The sequence below is a fragment of the Streptomyces sp. BV286 genome (assembly GCF_019090165.1).
Taxonomy (GTDB): domain Bacteria; phylum Actinomycetota; class Actinomycetes; order Streptomycetales; family Streptomycetaceae; genus Streptomyces.
Map to the genome: position 1 here is coordinate 59,446 of NZ_JAHRIB010000210.1, position 25,357 is coordinate 84,802.

The 25,357-nt window shown below is 68.7% G+C and carries 22 protein-coding genes and 2 pseudogenes; 16 read left to right on the plus strand and 8 right to left on the minus strand.

The genetic code is table 11. The annotated features are described in order from the left end of the window. Window positions 1-104 precede the first annotated feature (104 nt). The 3 genes from KUF83_RS39925 to KUF83_RS39935 all read right to left on the minus strand — a co-directional run bounded on the left by KUF83_RS39925 (window position 105) and on the right by KUF83_RS39935 (window position 4,173). Window positions 105-398, minus strand: a complete 294-nt coding sequence (locus KUF83_RS39925) for an antibiotic biosynthesis monooxygenase family protein (RefSeq protein WP_217460010.1) — start codon at window positions 396-398, stop codon at window positions 105-107. Window positions 399-427: 29 nt separating this feature from the next. Next, entirely contained in the window at window positions 428-2,989 is a 2,562-nt protein-coding gene (locus KUF83_RS39930) for a GH32 C-terminal domain-containing protein (protein WP_217460011.1), read from the minus strand. 221 nt (window positions 2,990-3,210) lie between these two features. Beyond that, window positions 3,211-4,173, minus strand: a complete 963-nt coding sequence (locus KUF83_RS39935; RefSeq protein WP_217460012.1) for a carbohydrate kinase — start codon at window positions 4,171-4,173, stop codon at window positions 3,211-3,213. Window positions 4,174-4,419: 246 nt separating this feature from the next. Between KUF83_RS39935 and KUF83_RS39940 the strand changes: the two genes are divergently transcribed. The 6 genes and pseudogenes from KUF83_RS39940 (at window position 4,420) to KUF83_RS39965 (ending at window position 10,450) form a co-directional block, all read left to right on the plus strand. Then, the gene (locus KUF83_RS39940) at window positions 4,420-5,436 is read left to right on the plus strand and encodes a sugar ABC transporter substrate-binding protein (RefSeq protein WP_217460013.1); all 1,017 of its coding nucleotides are present in this window, start codon (window positions 4,420-4,422) and stop codon (window positions 5,434-5,436) included. Between the two features lie 147 nt (window positions 5,437-5,583). After that, the gene (locus tag KUF83_RS39945; protein ID WP_217460014.1) at window positions 5,584-6,579 is read left to right on the plus strand and encodes an ABC transporter permease; all 996 of its coding nucleotides are present in this window, start codon (window positions 5,584-5,586) and stop codon (window positions 6,577-6,579) included. Beyond that, window positions 6,576-7,412 (plus strand): ATP-binding cassette domain-containing protein, encoded by an 837-nt coding sequence (locus KUF83_RS39950; RefSeq protein ID WP_217460015.1) that lies wholly within the window; start codon window positions 6,576-6,578, stop codon window positions 7,410-7,412. The genes KUF83_RS39945 and KUF83_RS39950 overlap by 4 nt, the downstream gene beginning before the upstream one ends. Window positions 7,413-7,487: 75 nt before the next feature. After that, complete coding sequence (locus tag KUF83_RS39955) at window positions 7,488-8,510, plus strand: LacI family DNA-binding transcriptional regulator (RefSeq protein ID WP_217460016.1); 1,023 nt, start codon at window positions 7,488-7,490, stop codon at window positions 8,508-8,510. 110 nt (window positions 8,511-8,620) lie between these two features. Further along, a pseudogene (locus KUF83_RS39960) lies at window positions 8,621-8,761 on the plus strand (alpha/beta hydrolase fold domain-containing protein); the annotation flags it as partial. 549 nt (window positions 8,762-9,310) lie between these two features. After that, entirely contained in the window at window positions 9,311-10,450 is a 1,140-nt protein-coding gene (locus KUF83_RS39965) for an ABC transporter substrate-binding protein (protein WP_217460017.1), read from the plus strand. Window positions 10,451-10,775: 325 nt separating this feature from the next. Here the strand turns inward: KUF83_RS39965 and KUF83_RS42460 are convergent, their stop codons facing one another. Then, entirely contained in the window at window positions 10,776-11,219 is a 444-nt protein-coding gene (locus KUF83_RS42460; protein ID WP_308403388.1) for a maleylpyruvate isomerase N-terminal domain-containing protein, read from the minus strand. On the opposite strand from KUF83_RS42460, the gene KUF83_RS42465 reads away from it, so the two are divergent. Continuing rightward, window positions 11,179-11,331 carry a hypothetical protein gene (locus KUF83_RS42465; protein ID WP_374106252.1) on the plus strand — a complete coding sequence of 51 codons (153 nt, stop codon included), beginning with the start codon at window positions 11,179-11,181 and terminating at the stop codon, window positions 11,329-11,331. The two genes, KUF83_RS42460 and KUF83_RS42465, sit on opposite strands and share 41 nt — an antisense overlap. 89 nt (window positions 11,332-11,420) lie before the next feature. On the opposite strand, the gene KUF83_RS39975 is transcribed toward KUF83_RS42465, so the two are convergent. Continuing rightward, on the minus strand, window positions 11,421-11,576 hold the full coding sequence (locus KUF83_RS39975; RefSeq protein WP_217460018.1) for a hypothetical protein: 156 nt from the start codon (window positions 11,574-11,576) through the stop codon (window positions 11,421-11,423). A gap of 231 nt (window positions 11,577-11,807) precedes the next feature. Between KUF83_RS39975 and KUF83_RS42470 the strand changes: the two genes are divergently transcribed. Beyond that, window positions 11,808-12,020, plus strand: a complete 213-nt coding sequence (locus tag KUF83_RS42470; RefSeq protein WP_254645076.1) for a hypothetical protein — start codon at window positions 11,808-11,810, stop codon at window positions 12,018-12,020. A gap of 48 nt (window positions 12,021-12,068) precedes the next feature. Here KUF83_RS42470 and KUF83_RS39985 read toward each other — a convergent pair whose 3' ends face one another. Further along, the gene (locus KUF83_RS39985; protein WP_217460019.1) at window positions 12,069-12,986 is read right to left on the minus strand and encodes a glutathione S-transferase C-terminal domain-containing protein; all 918 of its coding nucleotides are present in this window, start codon (window positions 12,984-12,986) and stop codon (window positions 12,069-12,071) included. A 639-nt stretch (window positions 12,987-13,625) separates the two neighbouring features. Between KUF83_RS39985 and KUF83_RS39990 the strand changes: the two genes are divergently transcribed. From KUF83_RS39990 to KUF83_RS40000, 3 genes are all read left to right on the plus strand, one after another. Next, window positions 13,626-14,165: a winged helix-turn-helix domain-containing protein gene (locus KUF83_RS39990; protein ID WP_217460020.1), complete on the plus strand. Its 540-nt coding sequence runs from the start codon at window positions 13,626-13,628 to the stop codon at window positions 14,163-14,165. Window positions 14,166-14,178: 13 nt separating this feature from the next. After that, window positions 14,179-15,408, plus strand: coding sequence for an acyl-CoA dehydrogenase family protein (locus tag KUF83_RS39995; RefSeq protein WP_217460021.1), 1,230 nt, complete (start codon window positions 14,179-14,181; stop codon window positions 15,406-15,408). A 241-nt stretch (window positions 15,409-15,649) separates the two neighbouring features. Next, entirely contained in the window at window positions 15,650-16,108 is a 459-nt protein-coding gene (locus KUF83_RS40000; RefSeq protein WP_217460022.1) for an Rrf2 family transcriptional regulator, read from the plus strand. A gap of 64 nt (window positions 16,109-16,172) precedes the next feature. On the opposite strand, the gene KUF83_RS40005 is transcribed toward KUF83_RS40000, so the two are convergent. Beyond that, window positions 16,173-17,447, minus strand: coding sequence for a sulfite oxidase (locus tag KUF83_RS40005; RefSeq protein ID WP_217460023.1), 1,275 nt, complete (start codon window positions 17,445-17,447; stop codon window positions 16,173-16,175). Window positions 17,448-17,778: 331 nt separating this feature from the next. Here KUF83_RS40005 and KUF83_RS40010 point away from each other — a divergent pair. The 3 genes and pseudogenes from KUF83_RS40010 to KUF83_RS40020 all read left to right on the plus strand — a co-directional run. Further along, window positions 17,779-18,138, plus strand: a pseudogene (locus tag KUF83_RS40010) (2Fe-2S iron-sulfur cluster-binding protein); the annotation flags it as partial. 82 nt (window positions 18,139-18,220) lie between these two features. Beyond that, window positions 18,221-21,448 (plus strand): fused isobutyryl-CoA mutase/GTPase IcmF, encoded by a 3,228-nt coding sequence (icmF, locus tag KUF83_RS40015; protein ID WP_217460024.1) that lies wholly within the window; start codon window positions 18,221-18,223, stop codon window positions 21,446-21,448. A gap of 48 nt (window positions 21,449-21,496) precedes the next feature. Next, a complete protein-coding gene (locus tag KUF83_RS40020) occupies window positions 21,497-22,357 on the plus strand; it encodes a 3-hydroxybutyryl-CoA dehydrogenase (RefSeq protein WP_217460025.1) in 861 nt (286 codons plus the stop codon). Between the two features lie 66 nt (window positions 22,358-22,423). On the opposite strand, the gene KUF83_RS40025 is transcribed toward KUF83_RS40020, so the two are convergent. Beyond that, complete coding sequence (locus tag KUF83_RS40025; protein WP_217460026.1) at window positions 22,424-23,335, minus strand: LysR family transcriptional regulator; 912 nt, start codon at window positions 23,333-23,335, stop codon at window positions 22,424-22,426. Window positions 23,336-23,515: 180 nt separating this feature from the next. On the opposite strand from KUF83_RS40025, the gene KUF83_RS40030 reads away from it, so the two are divergent. Both KUF83_RS40030 and KUF83_RS40035 read left to right on the plus strand, forming a co-directional pair. Further along, a complete protein-coding gene (locus KUF83_RS40030) occupies window positions 23,516-24,148 on the plus strand; it encodes an NADPH-dependent F420 reductase (protein ID WP_217460027.1) in 633 nt (210 codons plus the stop codon). 91 nt (window positions 24,149-24,239) lie between these two features. Continuing rightward, on the plus strand, window positions 24,240-25,175 hold the full coding sequence (locus KUF83_RS40035; protein ID WP_217460028.1) for an SDR family oxidoreductase: 936 nt from the start codon (window positions 24,240-24,242) through the stop codon (window positions 25,173-25,175). Window positions 25,176-25,357: the final 182 nt, after the last annotated feature.

Consider the following 25,357-nt stretch of genomic DNA (forward strand, 5'->3'; position numbering starts at 1 on the left):
GAGGCACGACGACGCGCCGGGTCCGGGCCCGCGGGCACGGACCCGGCCGGCATCGGTCACCGGATCGGGTGAGCTCAGGTCCGGTCAGGTCAGGTCAGGTCAGGTCAGGTCACCGGATCGAGGAAGGTCAGCACGGAGGCGTCCTCTTCGATCAGCGGGACGAGGACGGCGTTGAAAGGGCCGCCGTACGGGGCGTTCAGGTGCGCCTGGAAGGCCTCCTCGTCCCGGTACACCTCGAAGATCCAGAAGGCGCGTGGGGCGGCTGCCTTGGTGTAGACGTCGAAGGCGAGGTTGCCTTCTTCCTCGCGCACCTTGAGGGCGTACTCGCCGATCAGGCGGGCGACCTCGTCCTCGGTTCCCTCGCGGGCGGTGAACTCGGCGAGCAGGGTCTTCTTCACGGTCTGGTTCTCCTTGTCGGCTGCGGACGTCACTTGTGGGCGGAGTCGAGATGCCAGACCGCGGCCCGGTCCAGCTTCACCGAGCCGTTCTCGGCGAAGACCTGCACCCCCTGGCTGGCGGGGTCGGGGAAGATCTGGTCGGTGATGACGGCTTCGCCGTTGCCGCCGAAGACCTCGACGGCCGACCAGTCGACGAGGATGCGCAGCTTGACCTTGCCGTTCTTCGCCTTCAGGGGTGCGGTCTGGACGCCGGGGAAGGTGCTGTTGAAGTCGACGGCGCCGGAGTGGGTGCGGTCGACGTACAGCTCCTGCGTCGTGGTGTCGTAGCCGATGACGGTCTCCTCTCCGTTCGCGCCCGTGCGCACCTTGAGTCCGAAGCGGTCGGCGTCCTTGAGGGAGAAGGTCGCCTCGATGTCGAGTGCCTTGCCCTTGGCCGCGGGGCCGATCAGGGTCTTCGTGGTGTTCTTGACGGTGACTGCGGTAGCTGTCGCCGGGCGCTTCTGCCGGAGGGACTCCAGGCTGCTGACCGGCTTGCTGGTCAGCCGGACCTGGCCGTCGACCGTACGCAGGGCCATCTCCCGGGGGACGCTCTGCGCACCGCGCCACGGGGAGGTGGGGATCGCGCCGCTGTAGTCCCAGTTGTTCATCCAGCCGATCATGTACCGCTTGCCGTCCGGCGCGTCCTCCCAGGACACCGCCGCGTAGTAGTCCTTTCCGTAGTCGGCCCAGTGGGCGCGCTGGACGACGGACTTGGCGGCGGTGTCGGCTTCGGTGAACCGGTCGGCCAGGAGGTGGCCCCAGCCGGCCTTGTTCATGTCGACGATCTGGATCTTCGCCTTCTTGCCGGCGTAGGCACGCAGGTCGAAGGAGGCCCAGTCCAGGGTCTCGCTGTTGGCACCGGTGGCGCTGCGGACGACCTGGCCGTCGACGACCAGGTTGACGGACGTCTCCTGGGAGACGGGCTGGGCCGGGGTGTCGGACAGCATGATGTGGTCGACGGTGAGGTGGCCCCAGCCGCCGGTGTTGTTGTCGACGATCCTGATCCGCGCCTGCTTGCCGGCGAGGTCGCCGACGTTCCAGGAAGCCCAGTTGAGCGCCTCGCCGTCCTTTCCGGTGGCGCTGCGCACCACTTCGCCGTCGACGACGAGTTCCATGGCGGTGGGGTCGGCGGAGGCGGCGGGGTGGTTGCCGCCGCCGATGAGGAAGTTGATGTGCTTCTTGCCGATGGTGAATTCGGGCGATGTGAGGGTGCCGGTGGTCGCGTCGCCGTTCAGGTAGCTGTTGACCAGGCCGCCGCCCAGGAATCCGGAGACTTCCTGCTGGTTGGGGAGGGTGCCGGCGGCCGGTGCCGTACCGAAGGCGTCTCCGGTCGTCGTCCAGTCGCCGTAGTTGCCACCCTCGAAGTCGGCGAGGACCGTGCCCGCGGGCGGCGGTCCCTGCTCCATGACGGTTCCGGACTCGTGCGGGTGCCGTCCGCCGCCGACCTTGAAGTTCAGGTAGGAGCTGTCGACCGTGAATTCGGGCGAGGTCAGGGTGCCGGTGGCGCCGTCACCCGAGTGGAAGCTGTTGGCGAGGCTCTTGCCGTCGAAGCCGTCGACGGTTCCCTGCCCGGCCACGGCCCCGGCCGCCGGCCCGTCGCCGAAGGCGGTGCCGGTCGTCGTCCACGAACCGAAATTGGTGCCCTCGAAGTCCTGCACCACCGTGCCGGTGGGCGGGGTGTAGGTGCCCTTGTCGTCGGCGGTGAACTTCTTGCCGTCGAAGTCGCCGACGAAGTACTGGGCGGCCGAACCGCCCGCGATTCCACCGGGGTTGATGTTGACGACCAGGACCCACTTGATGTTTTTCTTGTCTCCGTCGACCGCGAGGGGGAACAGGTCGGGGCACTCCCACACGCCGCCCGTCGCACCGGTCGGCCCGAACTCGCTCTGCAGCTTCCAGTCCTTGAGGTTCTTGGACGAGTAGAACTGCACCTTGTGCTCGGCGGACAGCGACACCGTCATCAGCCAGCTCTTGGTCGGCGCGTACCACTGGACCTTGGGGTCGCGGAAGTCCTTGGAGCCGATGTCGATGACGGGATTGCCCTGGTACTTGGTCCAGGTGCGGCCGCGGTCGGTGCTGTAGGCGAGCGACTGCGCCTGGATGCCCGTGGCCTTGTTGTGGCTGGTGTAGATCGCCACCATGGCCGGGTTCTTCTTCGTGCCGAAGCCGGTGGTGTTGTCCCGGTCGACGACCGCGCTGCCGGAGAAGACCATCTCGTTGTCGTCGTGCGAGAGGGCGAGCGGCAGTTCCTTCCAGTGCACGAGGTCCTTGCTGACCGCGTGGCCCCAGGACATGTCTCCCCAGGAGTTGCCGTTCGGGTTGTACTGGTAGAAGAGGTGGTATTCGCCCTTGAAGTACACGAGGCCGTTGGGGTCGTTCATCCAGTTCTTCTCCGGCGTGAAGTGGAACTGGGGCCGGTAGGTCTCGGAGTACGGCGGGGTGTCGGCGGCTACGGCCTGGGGGGCGAGCGGGGCCGCCGACAGGGCGCAGACGGTCGCCACCGCCGCGATCATCCGTATGCGGGCATGCCGGGATACACGTCCAGAGCTCATGCTGTCTCCTGTGCTGCGGCCGTCCGCGCAGTGAAGCCTGCTGCCCGGCGCGGATCCGGCGAAATGTGACGCCCTTTTCGGCGCCGTCGTCCACGGCATCGGCAAGGGGTGTCATCGTTGACTTGTGTCATCGATGACAGCGAGTGGCCCGATGATGAAGGCAATCCGGCCAACGCGTCAACGGTGCGGCCGGATCTCCTGCTGAGCGGCGTGCTCGTCCGTCATGCCCGGTCGGCCGCGGCAAGCTGCGCCAACTGGCTCTGCCACGGCGGGTTGGGGCCGGCGACCGAGCAGGTCAGGGCCGCGACGCGGGCACCGAAGCGGCAGGCTTCCTCGACGTCGTCCAGGCGCAGTTCCGCCAGCCGACCACCCAGAAGCCCGCGAGCGCCGAGGTGGTGCAGCAGTCCGGCGGTGAAGGAGTCGCCTGCCCCGACCGTGTCGGCGACGCTCGTCGGGACGACGGGCACCTGGACCCGTTCACCGTCGAGCGAGGCCAGGGCGCCGTCGGCACCGCGCGTGATCACGACGAGCCGCGCCCCGGCCGCGTGCCAGATGTCGCACGCCTTCTCGGGCGGGGTGTCCGGCAGCAGAAGTTCCAGGTCGTCCTCGCTGAGCCGCAGCACGTCGGCGAGGGTGCACCAGTGCGCCAGCCGTGCCCGGTAGACGTCGGGACGCACCAGCAGCGGCCGGACGTTGGGGTCGATGCTGATGGTCGCGTGCGGGGCCGCCGCCGCCAGGAAGTCCTCGACCACCGTCGCACCGGGCTGCCGGACCAGGGCCAGGGATCCGGTGTGCAGACAGGCGGTTTCGGACAGGTCGACGCGCGCCAGTTCCTCGGGCTTCCACTGCCAGTCGGCCGTGTTCTGGGCGTGGAAGGAGAACGCGGCCTGGCCCCTGTCGTCCAGCTCCGCCACGGCCAGGGTGCTGGGCTCGGCCGCCTGGACGGCGTCCGACAGGTCCACCCCCGACGCCTCCAGATGAGCGCGGAACAGGCGGCCGAACACGTCGCCCGACAGCCGCGCGAGGAAGCGGGCCGGGGTGCCGAGACGGGCCAGGGACACAGCCGTGTTCGCAGGTCCGCCGCCCGGTAGTACACGGAGGGCGAGTTCGTTCGAGGTACTGGTGGGTTCGGTGAACGCGTCGGCGACGCACTCTCCGAGGACGGTGATCCGAGGCAGGGTCATGAACTGCTCTTCTCTTGGAACAGGCCGGCGAAACGGGCACGTCGCGGGCAGTCGCTGAGCGGCTTCGGGCGGGTGGCAACGACGGGCGTTGCCGATTTGTGACGGGTGCAAGGCATTGACGTTGCCTGGCGACGGAGTCCATCATCCTGGCCAAGCAGTGTCAACGATGACATAAGTCAACGATGACACCACGGGACGGCATGCCCAGATGCCGGCCGCTCGCCCGCAATCCCGCAGGAGTCGTTCATGTCACGCATCTCTCGTCTGCCCTCTCCCCTGCTCAGAGCCGCCGCTTGCACGGGCATCGCGGCCCTCACCCTGACCGCCTGTGGATCCGGATCCGAATCGGGCACCGCGAGCACCGGATCGGGCAGCGTCAAGGTCGGCCTGATCACCAAGACCGACACCAACCCGTTCTTCGTGAAGATGAAGGAGGGTGCGGAGAAGGCCGCCAAGGAGAACGGCGCGCAACTGTCCACCGCGGCGGGCAAGTTCGACGGAGACAACGCCGGGCAGGTCACCGCCATCGAGAACATGGTCGCCGCCGGGGTCAAGGGCATCCTGATCACCCCGAGCGACTCCAAGGCGATCGTGCCCGCGATCGAGAAGGCCCGCGCCAAGGGCGTCCTGGTCATCGCCCTGGACACGCCGACCGAGCCGGAGAGCGCGGTCGACGCCCTCTTCGCCACCGACAACGTCAAGGCCGGCGAGCTGATCGGCGAGTACGCCAAGGCCGCGATGAAGGGCAAGACCGCGAAGATAGCCGCCCTCGACCTCGCGCCGGGTGTGTCCGTCGGCGTCCAGCGGCACGAGGGCTTCCTGAAGGGCTTCGGCGCCACCGACAAGGACGTCGCCTGCGCCCAGGACACCGGCGGCGACCAGGCCAAGGGCCAGACGGCGATGGAGAACTGCCTCCAGAAGGAGCCGGACATCAACGTCGTCTACACCATCAACGAGCCGGCCGCGCTGGGCGCGTACACCGCGCTCAAGGCCAAGGGCCGGGAGAAGGACGTCCTGATCGTCTCCGTCGACGGCGGCTGCACCGGGACCCAGGCCGTCAAGGACGGCAAGATCGCCGCCACCTCCCAGCAGTACCCGCTCAAGATGGCCGCCGAGGGCGTCAAGGCCGTCGTGACGTACGCCAAGGACGACAAGAAGGCGTCCGGCTACACCGACACCGGCGTCACGCTGATCACCGACAAGGCGCAGGACGGGGTCACGTCGAAGGACACCGCCTACGGCCTGGAGAACTGCTGGGGCTGAGCCGTACGCCCGAGCCGTACGCCCGAGCCGTACGCCCCCAACGGGGCGGCCGTCCCTCCCTCCCCGACCGGGTGACGGCCGCCCGCTCGTCCTCTTGTCCTCCGACCGGGAAGGACAACGACCACTGTCTTCCGACAAGGACTTCGCATGACAGCCACGACCACGCCGTACGCCGAGCTCAAAGCACCGACCACGGCCCGCCGACTGCTCACGGCGCCGACCACCGGCCCGCTGGTCGCCCTCCTCCTGGCCTGCGCCTTCTTCTCCCTCTCGACCGAACAGTTCCTCACCGGCGGGAACTTCTCGCTGATCGTGCAGCAGGTCATGGTCGTGGGCACCCTCGCCATCGGACAGACCCTGATCATCCTGACCGCGGGCATCGACCTGTCGTGCGGGGCCGTGATGGCGTTCGGCAGCATCGTGATCGCCAAGATGGCCGCCGAGGGCTCCCTGCCCCCGCTCGTCGCCATCGCTCTGGGTATCACCGTCTGCGGCGGCTTCGGACTGCTCAACGGGCTGCTGGTGCAGAAGATCCCGCTGCCACCGTTCATCGTCACCCTCGGCATGCTCAACGTGGCGTTCGCGCTGACCCACATCTACTCCGAGGAGCAGACGGTCACCAACCTGCCGGGCCCGCTGACGGCCCTCGGCGAGACCTTCCCGCTCGGCCACACCGACATCACCTACGGCTCCCTCGTCACCATCGCCCTGTTCCTGCTCCTCGCCTACTCGCTGAGCAACACCGGCTGGGGCCGGCACGTGTACGCCCTGGGCAACAGCCAGGAAGCGGCGCGCCTCAACGGCATCCGCACCTCGCGCCTGACCATCGGCATCTACACCGTGGCGGGTCTCCTCTACGGCATCGCCGCCCTGCTGCTCATCTCCCGCACCGGAGTCGGCGACCCGCAGGCCGGTCAGACCGACAACCTCGACAGCATCACCGCGGTGGTCCTCGGCGGCACCAGCCTCTTCGGCGGACGCGGCTCGGTCCTCGGCACCTTCATCGGCGTCCTCATCGTGGGCGTCTTCCGCAACGGCCTGCAGCTGATGGGCGTCGCGTCCATCTACCAGACCCTGATCACCGGAGTCCTGGTGATCCTCGCGGTGACCGTCGACCAGCTCTCCCGGAAGAAGGCCCGATGACCGCCACCTCCTCCCCCACGCCCGTGCTGCAGGCCCGCGGCCTGTTCAAGCGGTACGGGCAGGTCACCGCCATCGACGGCGCCGACTTCGACCTGCTGCCCGGCGAGGTCCTCGCCGTCATCGGCGACAACGGCGCCGGCAAGACCAGCCTGATCAAGGCCCTCACCGGCGCGATCACCCCCGACGCCGGCGAGATCCGCCTCAACGGACAGCCCATCACCTTCTCCGGTCCGCAGAGCGCCCGCGCCCACGGCATCGAGACCGTCTACCAGGACCTCGCCGTGGCCGCCTCCATGGACATCGCCTCGAACGTGTTCCTCGGGCGCGAACTCCGCCGCCCCGGCGTCCTCGGCAGCGTCTTCCGCATGCTCGACAAGAAGCGCATGCGCCAGGAGGCCGCCGAGCACATGGCCGACCTGAAGATCGGCCTGCGCTCGCTGACACAGTCGGTCGAGACGCTCTCCGGCGGGCAGCGGCAGGCCGTCGCGGTCGCCCGCTCCGTCGCCTGGGCGCGCAGCGTCGTCGTCATGGACGAGCCCACCGCCGCCCTCGGCGTCAAGGAGTCCGGTCAGGTCCTGGACCTCATCCGCCGGGTCCGCGACAAGGGCATGCCGGTCGTCCTGATCAGCCACAACATGCCGCACGTCTTCGAGATCGCCGACCGGATCCACGTACACCGCCTCGGCCGGCGCGCCGCCGTGATCAAACCCTCCGACTACTCCATGGCCGAGGTCGTCGCCATCATGACCGGTGCTCTGACCGTCGATGCGGCCGGGGATACTGTCGTAGCGGATTCCGAGGCCGCAAAGGCCGTCGGAGTCCAGGCCACCTGACAGCACAACTCTGCTCTCGCGGTTCCGGCCGAGGCCGCGGCCGGAACCGAAAACCCTCAGGAGACGCTTTCCTCCATGGCAGCAAACCGCCGACCCACCCTGGCCGATGTCGCCCGAGAAGTCGGCGTCAGCGCCAAAACGGTCTCCCGCGTCCTCAACGAGGACGGGCCCGCCTCCGCTCAGACCAGGGAACAGGTGCTCGCGGCGGTGGCCAAGCTCGGCTTCCAGCCGAACCTCATGGCACGCAACATCCGCGTCGGCGGACCCGACACCACGGTCGGACTGGTCATCCCGGACCTCGGGAACCCCTTCTTCGGGGCCGTGGCCCGAAGCATCGAGGACACGGTCCGCGACCGCGGACTGACCCTGCTCATGGGCTCCTCCGCGGACGATCCCGCACGCGAACGTGCCCTGACGGACAAGTTCCTCGCTCGCCGCGTCAGCATCCTGATCGTCGTACCGTCCGTCGGCGCCGACCACGCCCACCTCAAGGCCCACCGTACGGCGGGACTTCCGGTGATCTTCCTCGACCGGCCCGGAGTCGGACTCGCCACGGACAGCATCGTCAGCTCCAACCGTGCCGGAGCCCACAACGGCGTCGCCCACCTCCTCGCCCACGGACACCGGCGCATCGGCTTCGTCGGCGACCTGCCCCCGAAGCTGTACACCCGCCGCGAGCGGCTGGCCGGCTACCGCTCGGCGCTGCACGAAGCCGACATCCCCTTCGACCGCTCGCTCGTCACCAACGCCCACGACCAGCAAGGAGCCGAGGCTGCGACCGCCCGACTCCTCGGCCTGGCCGATCCCCCCACGGCCCTGTTCGCCGGAAACAACATCATGGCGCTGGGCATCGTCGCCGAACTCGCCCGGAGCAAACGCAAGGACGTCGCCGTCGTCGCGTTCGACGACGTCGCACTCGCCGAAGCACTCGAACCCGCCCTGACCGTCGTCGCCCAGGACGCGGAAGAACTCGGCAGGGCAGCCGCGACCACCGCCCTGACCAGACTCGACGGCGACCGCACCCGGACCCGCACCATCACCGTGCCCACCCGGCTGATAGTCCGCGGCTCGGGCGAGCAACCCTTGCGCAAGCCGTAGGCAGCCTGACCTGATGGAACCGGAGGCGGCGCTCGAAGAGCGGATGCGGAGCCGGTGAACGTGACGCCTGCATCACGGCGCGCACGGAGGCGTGTGGCTCCGCCCTTGCCGCCGCGGAGGTCGGCACGGTCGTGGTCTGCCTCGATTACCGGCTCGCTCCGGAACACCCCTTCCCCGCCGGGCTGGAGGACTGCTTTGCGACCCTGGTGTGGACCGCGAATTCAGCGAGCGAACTGGGCATCGACGCCGACAGCGGTGCTCCCGTCGTCCGCCGATCCGGTCCCACCCCGGGGGCGCGGCGCCCACGTCAACTACCCCGCAGGCCATGCGACTCGGATCACACCGTGTGCATCCAGCGCGAGAAACGCCTGACTCGTCAGATACTCTCCAGGTGAACCGCTCGCCCTCAGCGAGCCCCATTCCCGACCGAAGAGCGAAGAGCCCTGATGAGCACGCTCGAATCTGCAGTCCTCGGCCTGGACTCTCCGGTCGGCACCACGGACAAGACCACCACCCTCGCCACCGGCGAGCAGGAGGCGATGCTGGTCAACGCCCGGCCCCACCCCCGAACACGGCCGGCTCGGCGCCAAGATTCCCTGTCCCGGAAAACGGCTCACCACCGTGTTCGTCAGCCAGGCCACGGACGCCGGGGCGAGATGACACGGGGGTGACATGGGCCTGTTGAGCACGCCGTACCAGAACACCGGTTTCGCCATTTCCGCTCCCACTGTCCCGGCCGAGGCGGTCCGCCGCCCGTACCTCGGGAAAATCCCTGCCCCCACGCAGAAAGGGTTACCCCAGTGACCAGCCTCCCCAGTCGACGGGACCTCCTTGCCACCGGAGCGGGCGCCGCACTCGGACTCGGCGCCCTCGGCGCCACCGCGACCCCCGCCGCGGCCGCCCCGGCAACAGCCGCACGCGGCGCCGGCTCCGAAGAGACCAGGAGCCTCGACGAGCTGTACCAGGCCGCCATCGCCGAAGGCGGCAAGCTTGTCATCTACGCGGGCGGCGACCTCGCCAACTCCGGCAGCGGCGCAGGCGCCCGGACCGCCTTCCGCGCGCGGTTCCCGCAGATCGACCTCGACCTCATCGTGGACTACAGCAAGTACCACGACGTCCGCGTGGACAACCAGTTCGCGACCGACACCCTGGTCCCCGACGTGGTGCAGTTGCAGACTCTGCACGACTTCACCCGCTGGAAGCGCCAGGGACGGCTGCTGCACTACAAGCCCGCCGGCTTCAGCAAGCTCCACAAGAAGTTCCGCGATCCGGACGGCGCCTGGGTGGCCGGCATGGTCATCGCCTTCAGCTACCTGTACGACGTGGCGGCGGCCGGGGCCGACGCGCCGCAGACGCCGCTGGACCTGGTCGACCCGCGTTGGAAGGGCGCCATCGCCTCCTCCTACCCGCACGACGACGACGCGGTGCTCTACCTCTTCGCCCTTTACGCGGAGACCTACGGCTGGGACTGGATAGCCGACTTCGCCGCCCAGCAACCGCAGTTCGCCCGGGGCTCCTTCTCCCCCGGCGCCGCGGTCACCAGCAAGGAGAAGATCATCGGCGTCGGCACGGGTGGAAGCCCGCTCATCACCACCCCGAACCGCTGGATGATGCCCGACGGGCACCCGTTCGTGGGATGGGGACAGCGGATCGCGATCCTGAAGCAGGCCGCCAACCCCACAGCGGCCAAGCTCTACCTCAACTGGCAGCTGTCCACCGAGCGCCAGACCTCCAACAGCTGGTCGGTGCGCACCGACATCGCGCCGCCCACCGGCCTCAAACCGATCTGGGAGTACCCGAACGCCAACCTGGACGGGTTCCCGCGCTTCATGGAAGACAGGGCCCAGGTCGAGCGGCTGAAGCAGACCTTCGCCCTCTACTTCGGCGAGGTCAAGGGCGACCCGACACCCGGCTGGCCCGGTCTCCACCCGGGCGCCTGACCTCCGAATAGGCCCCGTACCGGGCTGGCCCGACGGCCTCCGGACTGTCGCACGACGTCTCGCATCCCCACCAGCTCTTCGGCGGGTGGGGATGCAGGCCGGTGTTCCTGCGACCAGTATGGGAACGCTCAGTACCGCTTGCGGGCCGCCGACAGACAGTTGCCCGCTGCGGCTTCTCTCGCCATGGTCTACCGGCGGTACGGGCCGCAGTGGGACGACCACGGCTGTCAGGACGAATTCAACGTGGTGTCCTTGCCGCGATCCTTGTTGATCAAGAGGACGTTCAAGTGGGCGTTCGCCCAGCCCGCCGCCGATGCCGGCCACTTCATCGTGATTCCTCTGCCTTCACAGCCACGCGGGGGACGTCGTCGAAACCGGTTCCCGCGTTCAGGTCGAAGGTGTGCACCCACACCTCCCGCACCCGCATCCAGGGCACCTCCGAGGCCGACACTGCCCTCCCACGCGCTGTCCGGACGGTCACACTCCAGCACTCGTCGGGCAGAGTGGTGAGTGCCTCGCACAGTCGGCCGTCGGCCGCGAGGAGCGCGGCGCCCAGTTCGTCGGCCGGGCGACGGGCGTTTGCCTCGATCTCGTTCGCACGCTGGTCGTCGTCGGCGTACATCGGGGTCGAGCTGGACGAACTGGCCGTCGGCCATGAAGCGGCCGCTCGCGTGGACCTTACGCTGGGCCCAGCTGGCCCAGCTGGCAAGGCGGTGGAGGCGGCGGGGATGTCGCTGTCCACCGTCCGCGACGGCACCAGCTTCACCACCGCCGTCCACCTGGCCTCGTACGCCGGCCCCGCCTCGACCATCAAGCCATCCGAGACATCGATCGGCGACGAACGCGCGCCCAGAGGCAGCAACCGGCTGCTCAAGGCGTGATCCGTGAGTTCCTCACGATGTTGGCTCTCTCATGAGGAGGAAGCCACGGACAGTCACTCGTCGCAGCGATTTGGTGAGGCGCCCTGACATCAGAAGAAATGCTTGCGTCCACCGACCGCGCGCCCGGTCGCACCCAGGACCCACAGAATGGCGCCCACCAGAATGAGGATGCCGCCGATCGTTGTCAGCAGCCCTATGCCGACAAGCAAGCCGATGATCAGCAGAATAAGGCCAAGAATGATCATTTCAAGCTCCTGTCGTCAGGTCCTAGACCGGTAGGTCCGGCTCCGAATTGCACCAGGACCTCGGTGCGATAGCCCTAGTGCCCGGCGACACGGTATCCACGCACATCTTCGAAAACTTGTTAGGCGCTGTTTCTCGGATCTGCTGACGTGTGTGCGGTGTTGGGGTCAGGGTGGCAGCGCAGCACAGTTGGCGCTCTCTCTTGTGCAGGTCTGCGGCGGGTTCCCGACGGGGTGGGCGAGACGGTCGTGCAGGGCAAGGACCTCGGAACCTGGTTCACCGGCAGCGGGTGGGGTGCGGACGCCGAGGCTCAGCTCGCACGAGGAGTGTTCCTCACGCCGGGCGAGGTCGCCTCCGTCGACTGGCTGGGCACCGGTGGCAGCGCGGGCAAGCTGCTGACCTACGTGACCGACGCCGCTGGATCCCGCATCGTGGTACTCACCTAGAGTCCCGGGACCGTCGCCCTGGACCTGCCGATGATGAAGTGATGGTGGTCATTGCGCCGCCGCCCCCGACGTGGACGCCGAACGGGCCTGGGGCCCGTCAGCGATGTGCGTCGCCCAGTCCAGGATCTGCACCGCCGCCCCTGCGGCTTCCAGTCCTTGGCAGTGGGAATGGTGCCTCCGGGCGATGCCCTCCAGGTCGAGGTGCCGACCGAAGGCGGGGTGGGCGGCCAGTCGCCGTGCGTAGGCCCACAGGTGTTGGTGGCCGGCGATGCGGTGGACGGCGGCGGCGTCCAGGTGCAGTCGGTGCACGGTGTCGAGCTGGACCAGGGTCACCCACAACTGCACGTCGGCGGCGGACATTTCGTCGCCCAGGACGAACTCCTGGTGGGCGAGCCGCCATTCCAGTGAGTGCAGGACGCGAAGCAGAGTACCGAGAGCGGTCTCGCGTGCCGTGGCGTCGACGTTGGCCTGCCCGGCCTGCTGTGCGGCTTCGTTGATGCGGTACTCGCAGAGTCGTTCGACGGCCTCGATCTCCTCCTCCGCGCCGTGCGGATAGAGGGTGGGCCGGTCGGAGTCGTCAACGCCGAAGCGCCGGGCCAGGTCCCTGAGGATGTCCGGGGCGTGTGTGCTGACGATGCGTCCTGTCCACGTGTCACTCAACACCGGTGCCACGGCTGGTCCGGGATGCCGGTGTGAGCTGGCCTCGTACAACGGGCGCAGAGCGGAGTGTTCGCCGTCCGCCCCGTCGGGGACTGCCGACAGAAGCACGGTCGGGAGGGTCTCTTCCAGACCGAGCAGGCTGTGGGTGATGGCGATCCGCAGACAGGAGGGGCAGGACGGCGACAGGTGGAGGCGGTAGCGGCGCGACTCGGCGTAGTAGCCGCTGTTCGCGTCACAGCCGATCCTGCCTCGGAACGACGGCGGGCGGAGGAGGGACAGCTTGGTGGGCAGAGGTGCGGCAGGCATGTGTCTCCCTGGGTCCGGGTCCGGATTCTGGCTCGCAGAGATGCGGAGGTCGGCACACGTGGGCTGATGGGCGCGCGGCGGCGTCGGCGCGTACCCGTACCGGCGGGACGCGGTGCCGATGGGCACCATCGATTCAGCGCGGAGGGCTCGCCGCGCTGCAGACACGCAGGAGATCGATGTGGCGGCGGGAGGTCAGCAGAAGCGACGGCCGGCCCGCGCGCATGGCGCGGCTGGCGTGCGGCTCCAGATGCTCCATGATTTCCTACCGCTTCACTAGGGATCTCTGCTCTGGAGTGTCGTGCGGCCCTGGTGCCACGTCAAGAGGGCCTGCTCTGGGGAAGAGCGCGCACAGCCTCGACGGCGGCGGGCATTCCCTATATTTCCCATCGATTTGCTAGGGAAGCATTGACGGCCCTCCCCTTGGGCACGCAGGATGACACACATGGCACACACGCAGCAGCGACTCGTTCGTCGTCGGCATGTCGACTTTGGTCACGTCGTCAGCGCCGCCTGCCGTCGCGTGTAAGGCACGCGACGCACACAATGCGCGTGCCACTCCGCCCCTTCCCTCATCCGAAGTGATCAGGCACGTCCACCACTGCGCCTGATGGCTCGACGTACCTCTGAAGGGCGACTGCCATGACCACGGCACTCTCGACTCAGGAAACTCCATCAGCCTCGCCACTCCCCGACATGCGCCGTCTCCGCCTCGTGGGCGACGCCGCGCAGGCAGGCGACGAGGGAAACGGTTCCGCTCCCCTCGTCGGCTACCTCGTCCTCGTCCCTGAGGGCACTGATCCCGCAGACCTCTTCGCCAAGGACGTGACCCTGCCGGAGATCCGGCCGGTCGCCTACACGAACCCGCCTCCCGTGCGTCAGACGGAAGACGGTGTCGTCCGCATCCACCCCGAACGACGCGTGGCAGAACTGGACGGACGCGAACTCGACCTCACCTACCTGGAGTTCGGACTGCTGGCCCATCTCGTCCTGCAGCCCGACCAAGTGCACTCGCGCGAGCAGTTGATGGCAGGGATCTGGGGCTACGAGCACTTCGGCGACGGCCGCACCGTGGATGTCCACATCGCACGGCTGCGCCGCAAGCTGGGCAGGGACCACCGGCACCGGATCGTCACCGTACGGCGTGTGGGTTACAAGTACCTGCCCAGCCGCCGACCTTGAGGAGACCACCACCATGAGCGTTGCCACTGCGCCGTCCGGACCCGCCCCGGAATCCGACCGAACCGGGCCCGGCCGTGCACACTGGCTTCGCGTGGCCCACGAGACGGCGGACGACCTGGCCACGGACGCGGTGGCCAGGGAGCAGGCAGGCAAGACCCCGTTCGACGAGGTCTCCCGGCTGCGCGAGTCGGGACTGCTGACGCTCCTCATACCGGGCGAACTCGGCGGAGGCGGCGCGGACTGGCCCACCGCCTACGCCGTCGTTCGGGTGATCGCCGCGGCCGACGGCGCGATCGGTCAACTGCTGGGCTGTCACTACTTTCTGTCGTACAGCGCCCGCTTCTTCACCGAGCCCTCTCTCGCCGGTCGGATTGAGCAGCGGTCCGCGGCGGAGCAGTGGTGCTGGGGCGGTGGTTTCGCCCGCCAGGAACCGCCTCTGACACTGACCAGGACAGCCACCGGTTATGTGCTCGACGGCCGGCAGAGCTACACCTGCGGGGTCCTGGTCGCCGATCGCCTCGCCGTACGGGCCGTACGGGCCGATACCGGCGAGCCACTCGCCGTCGTCGTCGATCCCGTCCGTGACGGCGTGGGGGTCGTCGGCGACACCGACACTTTCGGCCAGCGGCTCGCGGCCGGCGGGAGCGTGGAGTTCGACGGTGTACCGGTCTCCGCCGACGACGTACTCGGCTCCCTGTCCGCGGACGAGGATGTCCTGTCGCCCCTGACTGCTCTGGCATCGCCGGTCGGGCGTCTCAATTCCGTCCAGCTCTGTCTCGGCATGGCTGAGGGAGTGCTCGCCGAAGCCCGTGAGTACAGCAGGGCAACGCACTCTCCCTGGCATCCGGACTGGCCGGCCGGCTCCTCTCAGGACCCACAGATCCTGACCGTCTACGGGGAACTCACCGTCCTCACCCGCGCGGCGTCCGCGCTCACCGATCAAGCCCAGGAGGCCGTGCACGGAGGGCTGGCACGCCGCGAAAGTCTCACCTACGACGAGTACGCGGAGATCTCCATCCTCGTCGCCATGGCGGAAGCCGCCACCTCCAGGGCGGCGCAGGAGGCCACTTCCCGCGCCCTCGACATCGTCGGCGCCCGCTCCGCGTCCGCACGGCTGGGCTTCGACCGCTTCTGGCGCAATGCCCGCACCCACACCTTGTACGAGCCCGTCGCCCCCCGAATCCGCGATGTCGGGGATTACTTCCTCAACGGTGCGCACCCCCCGTTCGTCCTGCCTGCCTGACCGGGAGCCCTCTGAGCCCCTGAAGCCCCTGGAAGGAGGACTCGACGTGAGGGAGTCTCACCATGCGGACATGGGGCAACCCTCAGAAGAGACGCCTGGCAAGCAGCACAGCCACCGCTGGCCATGGCGCCCTCAGCCACAACCTAGAAGCCGACGGCGTCCCACTGAACGCCCGCCGCGGCTGAGCGCCCTCGCCGCCGGTCAGGGAGACCGGACCCAACCAGTACGGGATAATGCACCCATGAGGATCTCAGCCAGGGCGGACTACGCGGTACGTGCCGCGTTGCAGCTCGCCGCGTCAGGAAATGACGGGCCGCTCAAGGCGGAGGCCATCGCCGACGCCCAGGACATCCCGCACAAGTTCCTCGAAGGCATCCTCAACGATATGCGTCGGGGCGGCCTTGTGCTCAGCCAGCGCGGCGGCAACGGCGGCTACCGGCTGGCCAGGCCCGCCGAGTCCATCAGCATCGCCGACGTCATCCGTACCGTGGACGGACCGCTGGTCTCGGTGCGCGGAGTCCGCCCACCGGAGCTGTCCTACACCGGCCCCGCCGAGACGCTGCTCCCGTTGTGGATCGCGCTGCGGTCCAACGTGCGCGAGATCCTCGACGGCGTCTCGCTCGCCGACGTCGCGTCGGCCCAACTGCCCGCCGCTGTTTCGGCGTTGACCAAGACCCCGGACGCCTGGGTCAACCCCTGAAACGCTGCACCACGCACGGACGATCCCATGAAACGAGATGGCGGCGGCCGTTGAGGTCCGTCCGTCACACCACGGTCACCGGGTGACGGACCACGCCGTTGAACAGATAGCCCTGGGTGTTGGGCACGGCGGTGTCGGGCTGGGTGTGGCCTGCCGTGTCCGTGGCGCGGACCAGCAGGTGGGTGGCGCCCGGCGTGTCGGGCCGCCAGCCGAGGGACCAACGGGTCCAGGTGCCGGCGCGGGGCCGATCGTGCAGACGGGCAGGCCGCCAGTTCGTCCCGCTGTCGGTGCTGACGTCGACCCGGGTGACGGCACCCTCACCCGACCACGACCGTCCGTGCAGTTCGTGCCTGTGGCCCGCCGTGAACGTGGCCCCGCTCGCCAGCTCGAAAGCACTCTTCGTGGTCTGCCGGGTCAGCGGCGCACTGCCGCCCTCGGGGTAGGAAGAACCGAACAGCCGGTAGAAGGTGGTGTTCCACGGCGAGTACAGCGGCTCCGCGGACACCTCGATGTCGCCGACCCACTTGATCGACGCGATCCCCACCCAGGACGGCACCAGCACCCGCACCGGGTAGCCGTGGTCGTACGGTAGCGGCTCACCGTTCATCTCGTACGCGAGCAGTACGTCGTCCAACGCCTTGGCCAGCGGCAGCGGACGGCGTACCCGGCCCAGGCTCTCGCCTCCGCTGACGTACTCGGCGTCGAGCCCGCGCGGCTGCACGTCCACTGCGTACGGGGACAGCCCCGCCCTGCGCAGCACATCGGACAGGCGTGCCCCGCGCCAACGTGCGACGCCGATCGCTCCCAGAGTCCACGCCGTGCCGGTGACCGTCTCGCCCTGCTGGGTCGTGTAGTAGGTACGCCCGTTACCCGCGCACTCGACGAAGGCGGTGCGGGTGACGACCGGCAGGGCCCGCAGATCGTCGTACCCGAACTCCACCGGCCCGTCTTCGCCGGGGGCTCCACGCAGCCCGCTCCCCCACAGCCGCAGCCGCCAGTCGGCAGCGTCCAGGACGGAGGTGGCGGTGTGGTTGCGCACGAAGAACCGCTCGTTGGGGGTGTGGTGGCCGGTTGTGCGCAGCGCCTCCCAGCGGGTCTCGGCGTTCGTGCCGCGTTGGATGAACCATTCGGGCGGCAGAGGCTTGACGATCGGTCCTGCGGAAGCATGGGCGGGCCGCGTGGTGCCGACTGCGGTCCCGGCGGCGGTGGCAGCAAGCAGGGTGAGCAGCCGACGGCGGGTGACCCCGTCGGCCCTGGCCTCACCGGCGAGCCACTGGCGCAGTCTGCGGCGGTCGTAGTCGGTTTCGTAGCGGTCGCCGGCGGGGGTGGGCGAAGGCATGGCACGTCCTCGTCACGAAGGGGCGGAACAGCGTGGGGAGGGAGTGGTGCGGTCACGGCATGACCAACTGCCGTGCTTCACAAAGCAGTTGCCGCGGACGTCAGGAAGCGAGCGATCAGCCGGTCGTCCGACACAGCGCGGCGGCGACGCGGACGAGGTCCACGGCGCGGCGGCGGGTCAGGGGCTGCGACAACGGCATGGCGGGATGCAAACACGTCGGGCGGACGGTGTCAACGGAGCGTCCGCGTCGCTTGCCCTTGACGTGCGCGTCAGGGGTTAGCGTCTGCGCGCCGGCAGCCGGACGAACGATCCGGCTGTCACGGCCCGCGCTCAGGCGGTGCAGGAACACTGCGGTGACTGGCCCTCCGGCACGCAGGGCGTCGAACCGTTCGCCCCGGTACAGGCGGCCGCGACCGGCCCGGCCGAAACCTTCGAGCTCGAGCTCGCCCGCTCCGGGCTCACTCTCACGGTGCCGCCGGACCGCTCGGTCCTCGAAACCGTGGAGCAGGCCGGCGTCGCCGTCGACTTCTCCTGCCGGGAGGGCACGTGCGGCACCTGCGAGACCGACGTACTCGACGGCAGGCCCGACCACCGCGACTCGCTGCTCACCGAGGACGAGCGGGCCGCCGGCGACACCATGCTCATCTGCGTCTCCCGCTCGTGCGGACCTCGGCTGGTCCTCGATCTGTGACGGCAACCCATTCCAATAATTTACTAGGACGTCCTAGTATCTCTTCTGTCACCTGTACCCCACCCTGCCCGGGAAGGCCCCCATGAGCGACCTGCACCGACCCGTGCACCCTGTCCGCCTGGTCACCGCTTCGGCCCTGTTCGACGGGCACGACGCGTCGATCAACATCATGCGGCGCATCTTCCAGTCCCAGGGCGCCGAGGTGATCCACCTCGGACACAACCGATCGGTGCGGGAGGTCGTGGACGCGGTGCTGGAGGAGGACGCACACGGCGTGGCGGTCTCCTCCTACCAGGGCGGGCACGTGGAGTACTTCGAGTACCTGGTCGAGTCGCTGCGCGCGCAGGGAGCCGACCACGTCCGCGTCGTGGGCGGCGGAGGCGGCGTGATCGTACCCGAGGAGATCACCCGGCTGCGCGAGAGCGGGGTGACCATCTTCTCCCCCGAGGACGGCCAGCGGATGGGCCTGGCCGGGATGGTCAACTCGGTGGTGAAGGACTGCGACTTCGACCTCTGGGACGGCAAACCGGCCGACGCGGCCGCCGTGCTCGCCGGCGACCGGTTCGCGATCGCCCGCGCCATCACCGGCGCGGAGCTCGGCAAGCTGCCCACTGACCTGCTGGAACAGCTGCGAGCCGCCGCCGCGGCACAGGTCACGCCGGTGCTCGGCATCACCGGCACCGGCGGCTCCGGAAAGTCGTCACTGACCGACGAGCTGGTGCGCCGCTTCCGCCTCGACCAGCAGGACAAGCTACGCATCGCGGTGATCGCGGTCGACCCGACCCGTCGCCGTGGCGGGGGTGCGCTGCTCGGTGACCGGATCCGCATGAACTCCCTCGACGGGAGCCGGGTCTTCTTCCGCAGCCTGGCCACCCGCGGCAGCCGTGAACTGCCCGAGCACCTGTCCGACGTCATCGACGTGGTCAAGGCCGCCGGGTTCGACCTCGTGATCGTGGAGACGCCGGGCATCGGGCAGGGAGACGCGGCGATCGTGCCGTTCGTCGACACCTCTCTCTACGTGATGACACCGGAGTTCGGTGCCGCCTCGCAGCTGGAGAAGATCGACATGCTCGACTTCGCCGACGTCGTGGCGATCAACAAGTTCGAGCGGCGCGGCGCCCAGGACGCCCAGCGCGACGTCAGCCGCCAACTGGTCCGCAACCGCGAGGCCTTCGGCATGAAGCCCGAGGACATGCCGGTGTACGGCACGTCGGCGGCGACGTTCAACGACGACGGTGTCACCGCGCTCTACCAGCACCTGAAGACGGGCCTGGCCGAGAAGGGGCTGCCGCTGTCCGAGGGCGCGCTGGCACCGGTCGGGGTACGCCACTCCTCCGGCATCCGGCAGGTGGTCCCCGCAGGCCGGGTGCGCTACCTCGCCGAGATCACCGACACGATCCGCGCCTACCACGCCGGAACCGCGCAACTCACCGACGCGGTCAGGCGGGTGCAGCACCTGGAGACGGCGAGGGACGGGCTCGTCGAGGCGGGCTCCGACGCGGCGAACGTGCAGTCGCTCCTCGACGACGCCCGCAAGCAGCTCCCGCCCCAGGTCACGGAGCAGCTCGAGAACTGGCCCGCCGTCATCGCCTCCTACTCCGGAGACGAGCAGGTGGTGAAGGTCCGGGACAAGGAGATCCGCACCACGCTGACCCGCGAGTCCCTGTCCGGCCACAGAATCCCCCGCGTCGCCCTGCCCCGCTTCACCGACCACGGGGAGCTGGTGCGGTTCTGGCGCGAGGAGAACCTGCCCGGCTACTTCCCCTTCACGGCCGGGGTCTTCCCCTTCAAGCGCGACGGTGAGGACCCGGCGAGGATGTTCGCCGGTGAGGGCGATCCGTTCCGTACCAACCGGCGCTTCAAGCTGCTCTCCGAGGGCCAGCCGGCCACCCGCCTGTCCACCGCCTTCGACTCGGTCACCCTGTACGGCCGGGACCCGGACGAACGCCCCGACATTTACGGCAAGGTCGGCACGTCCGGAGTGTCGGTGGCCACACTCGCGGACATGAAGGCGCTCTACGACGGCTTCGACCTGATCGCGCCCGCCACCTCGGTCTCCATGACCATCAACGGGCCCGCGCCGACCATCCTGGCGTTCTTCCTCAACACCGTCATCGACCAGCAGCTGGAAGGGTTCCGCGCCGCCGAGGGCCGTGACCCGTCGCCGGAAGAGGCGGAAGGGCTGCGGGCCCGCGCACTCGCGAGCGTGCGCGGCACCGTGCAGGCCGACATCCTCAAGGAGGACCAAGGGCAGAACACCTGCCTGTTCTCCACCGAGTTCTCCCTGCGGATGATGGCCGACATCCAGGAATGGTTCATCGCGCACAAGGTCCGCAACTTCTATTCGGTGTCCATCTCCGGCTACCACATCGCCGAAGCCGGCGCCAACCCCATCAGCCAGCTCGCCTTCACCCTTGCCAACGGCTTCACCTACGTCGAGGCCTACCTGGCCCGCGGCATGCACATCGACGACTTCGCCCCGAACCTGTCGTTCTTCTTCTCCAACGGCATGGACCCCGAGTACTCCGTCCTCGGCCGGGTCGCCCGCCGTATCTGGGCCGTCGCGATGAGGGACAAGTACGGCGCGGGCGAGCGCTCGCAGAAGCTGAAGTACCACGTCCAGACCTCCGGCCGCTCCCTGCACGCCCAGGAGATGGACTTCAACGACATCCGCACCACCCTGCAGGCCCTCACAGCCATCTACGACAACGCCAACTCACTGCACACCAACGCCTACGACGAGGCCGTCACCACCCCGTCCGAGGAGTCGGTACGGCGGGCGCTGGCGATCCAGCTCGTCATCAACCGCGAGTGGGGCCTGGCGATGAACGAGAACCCACTGCAGGGGTCGTTCGTCATCGACCAGCTCACCGACCTGGTCGAGGAGGCGGTGCTCGCCGAGTTCGAGAGGATCAGCGAGCGTGGAGGTGTGCTGGGCGCGATGGAGACCGGCTACCAGCGCGGCCGTATCCAGGACGAGTCGATGCTGTACGAGCAGCGCAAGCACGACGGCACTCTGCCCATCATCGGCGTCAACACCTTCCTCCGCCCCGGCGGCGACAGCAGGCCCCCGGAGCTGGCACTCGCCCGGGCCACCGAGGAGGAGAAGCAGTCCCAGCTGGAGCGCGTGCGGGACCACCAGACCCGCCACCGCGACCAGGCCCACGAGGCCCTGGCCGCGCTCAAGGACGCGGCGACAAGCGGCCGCAACGTCTTCGCCGTCCTCATGGACGCCACCCGGGTCTGCTCGCTCGAGCAGATCACCGACGCCTTCTTCGAGGTGGGCGGCCAATACCGCCGCAACGTCTGACCCAGCCCCGGACACCACCACGCAGCGACGCATCAGATAGGACCTCAGATGGATCCCGTAACCCGTCTCGGCGTTGTCGGATGCGGCCTCATGGGCTCCGGCATCGCCGAAGTCGCTGCCCGCCACGGCATCGACGTCCGTGTCGCCGAGGCCACGCCGGACGCGCTCGAGGCAGGCCGCCGCCGGCTCACCGCCTCCCTCGACCGAGGCGTACGGCGTGGCAAGCTCGGCGAGGAGCAGCGCGACCAGGCCCTCGCCAGGCTTTCCTTCACCCATGACCTCAGCGACATGGCCGACCGCCAGTTCGTCGTCGAGGCCGTCGCCGAGAACCGCGACATCAAGACCGACGTCCTGCGCACCCTGGACAAGGCGGTCGAGGACCCTGCCGCGGTCCTGGCGACCAACACCTCATCGATCCCCATCGTCGACCTCGCCGTCGTCACCGAGCGTCCCGCACAGGTCATCGGCATGCACTTCTTCAACCCCGTGCCCGTACAGCAGTTGGTCGAGTTCATTCCCGCCCTCACCACCAGCGCGGACACCGTGCGGCGCACCCAGGGCTTCGCCGAGCAGTTGGGCAAACAGGCCATCCAGGCGCCCGACCGCTCCGGCTTCGTCGTCAACGCCCTCCTGGTGCCCTACCTGCTCAGCGCCGTACGGATGGTGGAGTCGGGCTCCGCACAGCCGGAAGACATCGACCGGGGCATGGAACTCGGATGCGCCCACCCCATGGGGCCGTTGCGCCTGCTCGACCTCATCGGCCTCGACACCGCCCAGGCCGTGGCCGAGTCGATGTACGAGGAGTTCAAGGAGCCGCTGTACGCACCGCCCGCCCTCCTGCGCCGCATGGTCGCCGCAGGCCACCTCGGCCGCAAGAGCGGTCGCGGCTTCCACACGTACGACGCCTGAACGAGCACCACTCCGTCAGGCCATTTCGCTCTCCGGCGCATGACGAACGGGGGCCAGTCGAACTACTCAAGCGTGCCTTGAGACGGCATCGCCTCCGAGCTGCCACATCTCATAGTTCCCGCATTCTGCCGTGATCTCCGCCGTCGACCGAGCCGCGGAGACGAAGTCGTCCACTACCGGCGAGATGTGCGATGCCGACACCGCGAGGCACACCTGGTCGGGCGTCAGATCAGGGATGGGCACATAGACGATGTCCGGATGCGAGTAGAACACGGACGCCGAACGGGCCAGGAAGGAGATGCCCCGTCCGGCCGCGACATGCTCGAGCGTCTCGTCCACCCCGCGCACCGAATACCCGGCGTTGGGGAGCGGGCGCTTGGTGGGCTGCGTACTTGGGTCACCGTGCCAGACCAGCGATTCGCTGGTCAGGTCGGCCTCGGTGACCTCCGCCTTGCCGGCAAACCGGTGGCCGGCGGGCAGTACCGCTACCCGCGGCTCGGTGTACAGCGGGGTGACGCGCAGGCCGGCCTCGTCGACGGGTAGCCGCACATAGCCGACGTCGATGCGGCCGTCGAGCAGCATCGCAGCCTGCTCGTCCCCTTCGATCCGCTGCACGTCCACGACCACGTCCGGGTGCCGGTCCTCGAAGGCACGGGCCGCCGGGGTGACGGCAATGCCGGCCCGGAAACCGACCATCAGCCGCCGCTTGCCGCGGGCGGCCGCGGACACCCGGCGGCGGACCGCGTGGGTGGAGGCGAGCAGCGGACCGGCGTCGGCCAGCAGTTGCCGCCCCGCATCCGTCAGCTCTACGCCGTGGCGATCCCTGGTGAACAGCGAGGCGCCGAGATCCTGCTCGAGCGCGCGGATCTGCCGGCTGAGCACCGGCTGCGCGATATGGAGCTCATCGGCTGCGCGGCCAAAATGCAACTGGTCGGCCACGGCGACGAAGTAACGCAGTTTGCGTAGATCCAGATCCATTGGTTCCCCCAGCCTGGTGATGCCTTCAAGGTATCACCAGGCCTTAAAGGGGTCTTGGACACCTACTCAGACCCAATGGCAACATAAATACAGGCACTTCAGAACGCCGAATTGAATTCGCTCCAAGAATTCGGCACTGGAAGTGAACCGCAGGGCCAGGCCCGGAAAGCAGGAATATCGATGAGCAGTATCAGCATTATCGGACTGGGAAACATGGCTCGTGCTGTGGCCGGCCGGGCGCTCGCCGGCGGCAACGCCGTCGAGATCATCGGCCGCGACCAGGGCAAGGCCGAGGAACTGGCCGCTGCGCTGGGCGGCGCCACTGTCGGGACGGCCGGCGCTGCCCCAAGGGGGGACATCGTTGTCCTCGCCACGCCGTACGCCGGCGCGGCAGCGGTGGTGAGGGAGTACGGAGACGCGCTGCGCGGCAAGATCATCATTGACGTCACCAACCCCGTAGCCCCCGACCTGCAGGGCTTCGTCGTCCCCGACGACAGTTCCGGCGCACAGGAGATCGCCAAGGCAGCTCCCGACGACGCGCATGTCGTCAAGGCGTTCAACACTGTGTTCTCCCGCGTCTTGGCGGCCGGCCCGGCCGAGGACCGCCCTCTGGACGTGTTCATCGCCGGTGACGACGCGCCGGTGAAGGCACCCGTGTCGGAGTTCGTCGAGAGCCTGGGGCTGCGCCCCTGGGACATCGGGAAACTGTTCATGGCGCGGGCTCTGGAGAATGTCGGCCTGCTGGAGCTGGGCTTGATGAACCACTCCGTCAAGCACGCCGATTTCTCCCTCGGCATCACCCTTCTCGACTGAGCACGCCCTTACCGCCACCTCTCGTGCCGCATTACGCCAGTTCACTTGCGGCACGAAAAGACCCTGCACCTACCCTCACAAGGACAGTCAGATGCGCGTATTCGTCGCTGGAGGGACCGGTCATTCCGGTTCGTACATCATCCCCGAACTCATCGCCGCCGGGCACGAGGTCACCGGCCTGGCCCGGTCGGACGCTTCCGCGGCGGCCCTGTCCGCGCTCGGCGTGAAGGTACGTCGCGGCGACCTCCAGGATCTTGACGGGCTCAAGGAGGCAGCCTCGGGTTCCGACGGTGTCATCCACGTCGCCCACAGGCAGGATCTGCTTCCCTCTGGCGGGATGGACGCCGTGGCCGCTGCGGAGCTCCCGATCATGTTCGCGTACGGAGAGGCACTCGCGGGAACCGGAAAGCCTCTGGTCACGGCGGGAAGCATTGGTTCGCCCGGGAACCTTGGGCGACCAGTCACCGAGGAGGACCCGGCCCTCCCCGCCGGTGATGAGCACAAAGGCACCCTGCGGGTCCGCAACGTCACGGAAAGGGCCGTGGTCGACCTCGCCGAGCAGGGGGTGCGGTCTTCGGTCGTGCGCATCGCCAACATCGCGCACAGCACGACCGATCGTGTCGGCTTCCTCCCCACGCTGATCGCGCTCGCGAAGGAGAAGGGGTTCGTCGGCTACCCCGGGGACGGCACGAACCTGTGGAACGCCGTGCACATCCGCGATGCCGCCTCCCTGTTCCGACTGGCGCTGGAGAAGGGGCCGGCCGGCAGGTACTGGCACGCGGTCGAGGACGGGGGAATCCCGTTCCGCGACATCGCCGAGGCCATCGCCGGCCGCCTGGGCCTGCCCGCCGTGAGCGTCCCCAACGATGCCTTGACGACGCCGGGGTACTTCGGAGTCCTCACGAACATCGTCACGCAGAGCTACCCGACGTCCAACCGCATCACCCGCCGGACCCTCGGCTGGGAACCCGCCCAGCCCGGCCTGCTCGCCGACTTGGACAACGGCCACTATTTCCCCGCCGGCTGACGGTGGGACCCGGATCGTAACGAGGTCGGCAACCGGCAAGCTCGGCCTTCTGGAGGACGTAGAGGGCACGGTGCCGGTCAGTGCCTTCCCCCACGTCCCCACCACGCCACTGGCGGCCGTACTCGAACGAAACCGCTGGACAGTGCGGGTTGAGGTACGTGAACCGGCGCACGGCCAGCTCG